Consider the following 7829-nt stretch of genomic DNA (forward strand, 5'->3'; position numbering starts at 1 on the left):
CTTGAAAGCGCTACAAAACCTCAGCCCTGCCAAGCCGACGGATTCACCAGATTCGCCGGTCTCTGCCCAGCCAATGCCGCCAGCAGATTCTCCACCGCACACCGCGCCATCGCTTCGCGCGTCTCATGCGTGGCTGAACCCATGTGCGGCGTTGCCACCACATTACTGAGCTGCAACAACGGCGAATCATGATTGAGCGGCTCACGCTCAAACACATCCAGCCCCGCCGCACGAATGCGGTTGTTGCGCAGCGCATCAATCATCGCCGTCTCATCAACCACCTTGCCCCGCGAGATGTTGATGAAAATGCTCTCTGGCCGCATCAACGCAAACTGTTCAGCACCGATCAAGCCTTCGGTCTGCGCCGTCAGCGGCAAGGTCAGGCAAATGAAATCGGCTTGCTGCAACAAGTCTTCAAGGCTTCGATACTGCGCAGCAAATCGCGCCTCAACCGCCGGTTTACGCGAATTGCTGTGATAGATCACCGGCATGCCAAAACCGAAATGCCCGCGCTGCGCCAACGCTTCACCGATGCGGCCCATGCCGATAATCCCCAGCGTCTTGCCGTGCACATCGGTGCCGAAATGCGCCGGGCCGATGTTGCGACTCCATTGACCACCGCGCACCATGTTCGCCAGTTCCACCACACGGCGAGCAGCGGCGAGGATCAGGGCAAAACCGGTGTCGGCAGTGGTTTCGGTGAGGACATCCGGGGTGTTGGTCAGCAGGATCTTTCGTTGGCTCAGGTAATCGATGTCGTAGTTGTCGACGCCCACCGAAACACTGGCGATGGCCTCCAGTTGCGGCGCCAGATCAAGCAGCGCCGCATCCAGTTTCAGACTGGCGCCGAGCAAACCCTGGGCACGGGGCAGGGCGTCACGCAATTGCATGAGGCCGTCAGCATCGAGGCTGTTGATCAGCGTCACTTCGCACTGCTCTTGCAGGCGCGCCATCAGCGCGGGCGACAGTTTTTTGTACAATACGACGTGTTTTTTCATGGCAGAAATCTCTTCAGGAATGAGCCGGCACGGCGCGAGTGGCCACGGCTTTGGCGACGACGCGATCACTGGCGCCGGGCTTGAGGAAAATCGTCAGCACCACCGACAGCAGCAACGCGCCGCTCATCAACAAATACGAGGCGCCGGGCGAACCGGTGGAGCTGTTCAGGTAACCGACCAGGTACGAGCCGCCGAAAGAGCCGAGCGCACCCATGCTGTTGATCAACGCCATCGCGCCGCCCGCGACATTGGCCGGCAGAATCTCCGGAACGATTGCGAAGAACGGCCCGTAAGGCGCGTACATGCAGGCGCCGGCGATCACCAGCAACGTGTACGACCACCAGAAATGTTCCGCGCCCAAGGCGTAGGAACCGTAGAACGCAATGGAGGCAATCAGCAGCGGCGGCCAGACGAAGCGTTTGCGCTTTTGCAGTTTGTCCGAGCCCCACGACACCACCAGCATGCCGATCACCGCGGCCAGATATGGCAGCGCCGACAGCCAGCCGGCCTCGATCATGTCCATTTCTGCGCCAGCCTTGAGGATCGACGGCAGCCACAATACGAAGCCGTAAACGCCAATGCTCCAGCAGAAAAACTGCAGCGCGAGAATGATGACTTTTGGCGAACGGAACGCTTCGGCGTAGTTTTTCACCGCTTTGATGCCAACCTGTTCGGCGGCGAGGGCGCTTTCCAGATCGTGCTTTTCCTCGTCGCTGAGCCACTTGGCCTGGGACGGACGATCATCGGCCAGACGCCACCAGATAAATGCCCAAAGCACCGCCGTCAGACCTTCGATGATGAACATCCAGCGCCAGCTGAAATGCTGCACCAGATAGCCCGACACCACCGACATCCACAGCATGGTCACCGGGTTGCCGAGGATCAGAAAGGTGTTGGCGCGCGAGCGTTCGGCGCGGGTGAACCAGTGGCACAGGTAGACCAGCATCGCCGGCATGACGGCGGCTTCGACCACGCCGAGCATGAAGCGGATGACGATCAGCCAGTAAGCGTTGGAGACCACACCGGTCAACGTGGCGAAGCCGCCCCAGAGGATCAGGCTGACGAAAATCAGCTTCTTCACGCTGTGTTTTTGCGCGTAGATCGCGCCCGGCACCTGGAAGAAAAAGTAGCCGAGGAAGAACAGTGCACCGAGTAGCGAGGACAGGCCCGGGGTAATCATCAAGTCAGCGGCCATGCCCGAAGCAGCGGCGAAACCGTAGTTGGCGCGATCGAGGTACGCCAGGCTGTAGGTGATGAACACGATGGGCATGATGTACCACCAGCGGCGGGCGGCGAGGGTTGCGGTTTTCATGGCGTTGCTCCTGAGCTTGTTGTTTTTGTCGCAGCAGGTAACGGATCAAAATGTGTGGTGAGTCAACCGACGCCTTCGCGAGCAAGCTCTGCTCCTACAAAGGCGAACGCACGCATTACCCTTGTAGGAGCAAAGCTTGCTCGCGATTAGCGGTTTCAAATTCAACGGATAATTCAAGGCGAGTCGGCAAACCCTCCATATCCCCGCGACTCTGCACCGCTCGACTGCCAATCCAGTTCGCCCGCTGCACCGCCTCGGCAAAACTCTGATGCTCGAGCAAAGCGCTGATCATCCCGACCGCAAAACCGTCACCGGCGCCGACCGTATCGACCACCTGCGCCACCGGCACACCGTCGACAAAACCCTGAGTCTGCTGCGTGCGGTAATAGGCACCCTGCGGGCCGAGTTTGATCGCCACGGCTTCTGCACCCTGATCGAGATAGAACGCGGCAATGTCCGCCGGATCATCAAACCCGGTGAGCAAACGGCCTTCGCTCAACCCCGGCAGCACCCAGTGGGCGAGTGCGGCGAGGCGGTTGATCTCGCTGATCATCTCGCGCTCGCTGGCCCACAGGCTTGGGCGCAAATTGGGATCGAACGACACGCTGCGCCCGGCATTGCGCATGCGCGTCATCAGTTCGAAGGACATTTCCCGTGCCGTGGCGGACAGCGCTGGCGGAATGCCGGTGGCGTGCAGATGGCGGGCACTGAGCAGCGTTTCGTTGATCGAACGCGGCGATAAGTGACTGGCCGCCGAACCGCGACGGAAGTACTCGACCTGCGGATCGCTGCCATCGTCACTGCGCGACTTGAACTGAAACCCGGTCGGGTGTTGCGGATCGACCGCGACATGGCTGCAATCCAGCCCTTCATTGGCCAGCGTCTGCACCACGAAGCGACCGAGCGAATCACTGCCGACACGGCTCAGCCACGCGACGTTGAAACCCAGCCGCGACAGGCCGATGGCGACGTTACTGTCGGCGCCGGCAATGCGCTTGTGAAACTGTTCAACGGTGGCCAGATCACCGCTCTGCTCGGCGACCAGCATCGCCATGGTTTCGCCGAACGAGAGAATATCGATCTCAGACATGAGCAGGCTCCAGACGGGATTGGCCGAGGCGGGCGAGAGCGGCGACGTGTTCAGTGGTCAGTTGCACCAGGTCTTCGCCTTGCAGCGGGTATTCGGCGGCGCGCATAACGCCTTGGGCCATGTGCCGCAGCAGTTGTTCCCACACGTGCAGGTCGGTGGCGGCGGGCGGCACGGCGACCAGTTTGCCGTCGGCGCGGCGGGCCACGGCTTTGCAATGCACGTAACCGACGTGGCGCCCGAGCAGACGCGCGGCGCTGGCGGCGGACTGGTCTTGCCACTGCCAGTTGCCGATGTCGAAGGTCATCTTGATCGGCAGGTTGTGCTGTTCGACGGCGGTGAAAAAACGTTGAAACGGCTCGATGCGACCGCCGTGCAGGGTTTGATCGTTCTCGACCAGCAGTTGTACCGGACTCTGTTGCAGACGCTGGGCCAAGGCTTGCAGGTCGTTGGTGTCGGTGAAGTAGCCGAGGGAGACCTTCAGCCATTTCGAACCGAACGCTTCGGCGTGTTGCAACGCGTTGATCAGCTCCGGGTTGGGCTGCGCGTGGCCGGCGAGCCACAGTTCGGTCGGCGAGGAATAGATGCTTTGCAGGCCTAGAACCTGAGTGGCTTCGGCAAGTTGCGCGGGGACTTCGCGGGTGAGCAATTCCTCGCGCCATTCGATGCGATCGGCACCAGCGGCGGCCAGAACGTCGATGAAAAAGTCTTGTCCGCGCTGGCGCACGAGTTCGGCACCGTAGCTGGACAGGCTGATGGAAACGGCGGGTTTATTCATTGTTATTGACCTCTGAAACCGGTTTCATTTTTGTTCAAAAAAATATCAGGTGGTTTTGTGGTGTTTTATAGGGCCTCTTCGCGAGCAAGCTTTACTCCTACGGGGGATACAGCCCGCTTTTGTAGGAGCTGAGCTTGCTCGCGAAGACGTCAGATCAAACACCACCGTCCCCATAGGTAGACCCACGCTCAACTAACACCGGCGCAAAATCCAGCACCCGCGCCGCCGCATCATCCCCACGCAAGCGCTTGAGCAAACACTCAAACGCCCGCGCACCAATCTCTTCAGTGGGCTGGGCCAGTGCGGTAATTCCGCTGCCCACCAATGGATACCAATCCAGATCATCCAGCGCGATCAGCCCGACATCCTCAAACAAGCGGCAGCCGATTTCCTTCAACGCGCGGGTGCTGGCCAACGCCGCCACGCCATTGGCGCAGAACAGCGCTTTAGGGCCGGCAGAAGATGTTTTCATAAAGGTTTGGAATTCAGCGGCAAGGTCGTCGGAGGTTTCCAATACCGCGCCAGTCAGCTTCGAGCGCTGGGCGATCTGTTGCTGAAAACTGCTGACTCGTTCAATCCGCGAACTGGTGCCGTCGTAGGGCTCAGTCACCAGCAGCACCTCTTGATAGCCGCGTTGCTCAAGGTGGGTGAGGGCCATTTCCACGGCGTGCGGGTTGTTCAACCCGACCATGTCGCTGTCGAGCCCATCGACTTTGCGATCCACCAGCACCATCGGCATTTCACGGTGCAGTTCGTGCAATTCGTCGCGATGATGACCCAGGGTGTTCACGATCAAGCCTTCGATGTTGTACGAGCGCAGCAGCGCGAGGTGCTGGCGTTCCTGCTCGTCATCGCGGTCGGTGTTGCACACCACCAGGCTGTAGCCGTGCGCACGGCAGGCGGTTTCCACCCCGTGCATCACGGCAATTGAATAAGGATTGCGGATATCGGCAACCAGCATGCCGATCAGACGTGTGCGTCCACGTTTCAGGCCGCGTGCCATTTGATTCGGGCGATAGCCGAGTTCGTCGATTGCCTGTTCGATGCGCAGGGCAATGGCATCGGAGAGCAGGGCGCGATCTTCGCCGATGAAGCGCGAGACACTGGCCTTGGAAACACCAGCGCGCTCGGCAACGTCAAGCATGGTCACGCGGCTGCGCTGGGCGGCGGAAAAGTCGTTCACGGTCTGAAACCTTGTTATTGGATTTATAGGTTCAGTCGCTGTGAGAGGCGCTGAAACCGGTTTCAGGAAACACCAGAATCAAATCGTCCGTCAAGTAAATGATCGCCGCGCGGAGTATGAGCACCGACGAGCGGCGCTTAAATCAACACGCTCAGCCATGCCGAACAGAGCAGCAGAACCGCCATTAAACGGTTGAACCGTTGCAACGCGCGCGGTGAGCGCAACCATTGCGCAGAGCCGGCGCCGAGCAGCGCCCACATGCCCAAACAAGGAAGTGAGATCAGGAAAAACACCAGTGACAGGATCACCACATGCGCCAATCGGGCTTCACCGTTGTCGGCAAAAACGCTGACCACGGCCAATGCCATCATCCAGGTCTTCGGATTGATCAATTGCAAACTGGCCGCTCCCGCCAGCCCTAATCGAGCCCCTGTTTGTTGTGTATTCAGTTCGACGGCGGGCGCACGAAATATCTGCCAGGCCAGGTAACTCAGCCAAGCGACGCCAATCCATTGCATGGCTTTTTGTACGCCGGGTAATTCCGTCAACGCCGAGCCGGCGCCACTGCCGACCACCAACACCAGCAACGCCGCCGCCGCGCAGGCGCCGAAAATGATTGGCAATGCGGCAACGAGACCGTAACGGGCGCTGTTGCTCAGCACCAGAATATTAGTCGGGCCTGGGGTAATCGAGGCGACAAACGCGAACAGCAGAAACGGCAGTAACGTCGGGAAAGTAGAGAGCATCGCAGGCAAACTCCGTTGAAGATCGATAAGCCGATCTTCAGTGCTTGCCCGCTGCCATGTCTGGAAGATTTGAGCAGCGATTGCGATACATCGCCGGGGTCAGGCCGTAAGCGCGAACGAACCAGCGACCGAGATGGCTTTGATCAGAAAAACCCAGTTCCACCGCCACCGCAGCCGGTTGTTCGCCGCTGGCTAGCAGGCGCCGTGCCTTCGCCAGGCGCAGTTGCACCAGATAGGCGTGGGGCGCCAGTCCATACGCAGCCTTGAAGGCGCGGGTCAGGCGAAAGCGGTCAACGCCGGTCGCGGCGGCAACTTGCTCCAGGCCAATGTCCTGATGCGCATGGGCATGCAAATAGTCGCGAGCCTTTTGCGCCACCAACGGCAAGCGTGGATCCGCGCCGTAACGCGTGCGCCAGTGCAAATGGCGGGTGAGTTGGCCGAGCAGATTGTCCAGCGCAGTCTGGCGGACGATTTTCAGTTCGCCACGGTGCAGCGTCTGAAAGGCCATTTGCGTGGCCTGCATCAGTTGCGGATCGGTGATCAAGGTATTGGCGACACTCAGTTGGCTATTGAGCGGAGCATCTTCGAACAGGGCGCCAAGTTCGCGTTCGATCCACGCCGGATCCAGATACAGCATGCGATAGGTGAAGCCGCCCTCGGTAGGCGCGTCGCCGTCATGGATATCGCCCGGCTCCAGCAGAAACACTTTGCCCGGCGTGCTCTGGTGCTTCGTACGCCGACAGTTGAATTGCTGCACGCCTTGTTCGGTGATGCCGACCAGATAGCTGTCATGCCAATGCGGATCGTAGGCATGGCCCTTGAAATGCGCGCGCAGGGTCTCGATGCCGGTGTCGGCATCCTGGGCCAGATCGATCCAGTTTTGAGAGTCCATGCCGCACCTGTCGGGCAAAGTTTCGGGCAATTTAGCGCTGCTGTTGGCGAGTCGCCTAGAACATTTGTGCAGCGCTCAACCGAACAGGCCGGCAGCAATGTTGATCGAGAAACCCAGAATCGCCGTGTTGAACACAAATCCGAGCAACGATTGCAACAGCACGATCTTGCGCAGTTGCCGGGTCGCCACGCCCACGTCAGACGTTTGTACCGCGACGCCGATGGTGAAGGAAAAGTACAAAAAATCCCAATAATTGGGCGTGGTCAACCCTTCGGCGAAGCGCAGCGCCGGCTCTTTGTCTTTGCAGGTGTAATACAGGCGCGCGTAATGCACACAGAAAATCACCCCGATCAGCAGCCACGAACCGATCACCGTTAGCGCGGTGAAGGCGTAGTGAATCAATTTGCGATTGGTTTCCAGATCCTTGCTGCCTGCCAGTTCGAAGGTGATGGTGGCAAGGCTGGCCATGGCGGCGATGCAGACGACGAATAACACCAGTGCGGCGTTCTCGTCTTCGACTTCGGCGATGCGTTGCACGTCAGGTGCCTTGGCCCGAACCGTCAGCCAGAACATCAGAATCAGGTAGGTCCAGACCCCGGCGTTCCAGCCGATTAAAATTTTACTGACAATGGAGTCGGCGGGGGCCAGAAGTCCGGTAGCAAGACCGACCAGTGCGGCGGCGGACAGGCGAGGATGGGTGCGGGCAAGAAAGCGCATGAGGACTCACGTTAGCGAACTGTCCCAGCACCATAGCGCACGCCAGAGGGCTTTTGTAGGAGCTGCCGCAGGCTGCGATCTTTTGATCCTGGTTCTAAAGATCAAAAGATAGCAGC

At 59.6% G+C, this 7829-nt stretch carries 8 protein-coding genes; all 8 read right to left on the reverse strand.

Annotated features, from left to right (window positions below):
- Positions 1-20: 20 nt before the first annotated feature.
- Positions 21-998, reverse strand: a complete 978-nt coding sequence (locus QMX93_RS07135; RefSeq protein WP_282354058.1) for a D-glycerate dehydrogenase — start codon at positions 996-998, stop codon at positions 21-23.
- Positions 999-1011: 13 nt separating this feature from the next.
- Positions 1012-2310, reverse strand: coding sequence for an MFS transporter (locus QMX93_RS07140; RefSeq protein ID WP_282354061.1), 1299 nt, complete (start codon positions 2308-2310; stop codon positions 1012-1014).
- Between the two features lie 115 nt (positions 2311-2425).
- The gene (locus tag QMX93_RS07145; RefSeq protein ID WP_282354063.1) at positions 2426-3400 is read right to left on the reverse strand and encodes a sugar kinase; all 975 of its coding nucleotides are present in this window, start codon (positions 3398-3400) and stop codon (positions 2426-2428) included.
- A complete protein-coding gene (locus tag QMX93_RS07150; protein WP_053120318.1) occupies positions 3393-4175 on the reverse strand; it encodes a TIM barrel protein in 783 nt (260 codons plus the stop codon). The genes QMX93_RS07145 and QMX93_RS07150 overlap by 8 nt, the downstream gene beginning before the upstream one ends.
- Before the next feature lie 154 nt (positions 4176-4329).
- Entirely contained in the window at positions 4330-5358 is a 1029-nt protein-coding gene (locus QMX93_RS07155; protein ID WP_282354065.1) for a LacI family DNA-binding transcriptional regulator, read from the reverse strand.
- A 137-nt stretch (positions 5359-5495) separates the two neighbouring features.
- Positions 5496-6104, reverse strand: a complete 609-nt coding sequence (locus QMX93_RS07160) for a LysE family translocator (RefSeq protein ID WP_282354067.1) — start codon at positions 6102-6104, stop codon at positions 5496-5498.
- Positions 6105-6141: 37 nt separating this feature from the next.
- Entirely contained in the window at positions 6142-6996 is an 855-nt protein-coding gene (locus QMX93_RS07165) for an AraC family transcriptional regulator (protein WP_282354069.1), read from the reverse strand.
- 75 nt (positions 6997-7071) lie between these two features.
- A complete protein-coding gene (locus QMX93_RS07170) occupies positions 7072-7713 on the reverse strand; it encodes a DUF1345 domain-containing protein (RefSeq protein ID WP_282354071.1) in 642 nt (213 codons plus the stop codon).
- Positions 7714-7829: the final 116 nt, after the last annotated feature.

The sequence above is a fragment of the Pseudomonas sp. PS01303 genome, assembly GCF_029959385.1.
Lineage (GTDB): Bacteria > Pseudomonadota > Gammaproteobacteria > Pseudomonadales > Pseudomonadaceae > Aquipseudomonas > Aquipseudomonas rustica.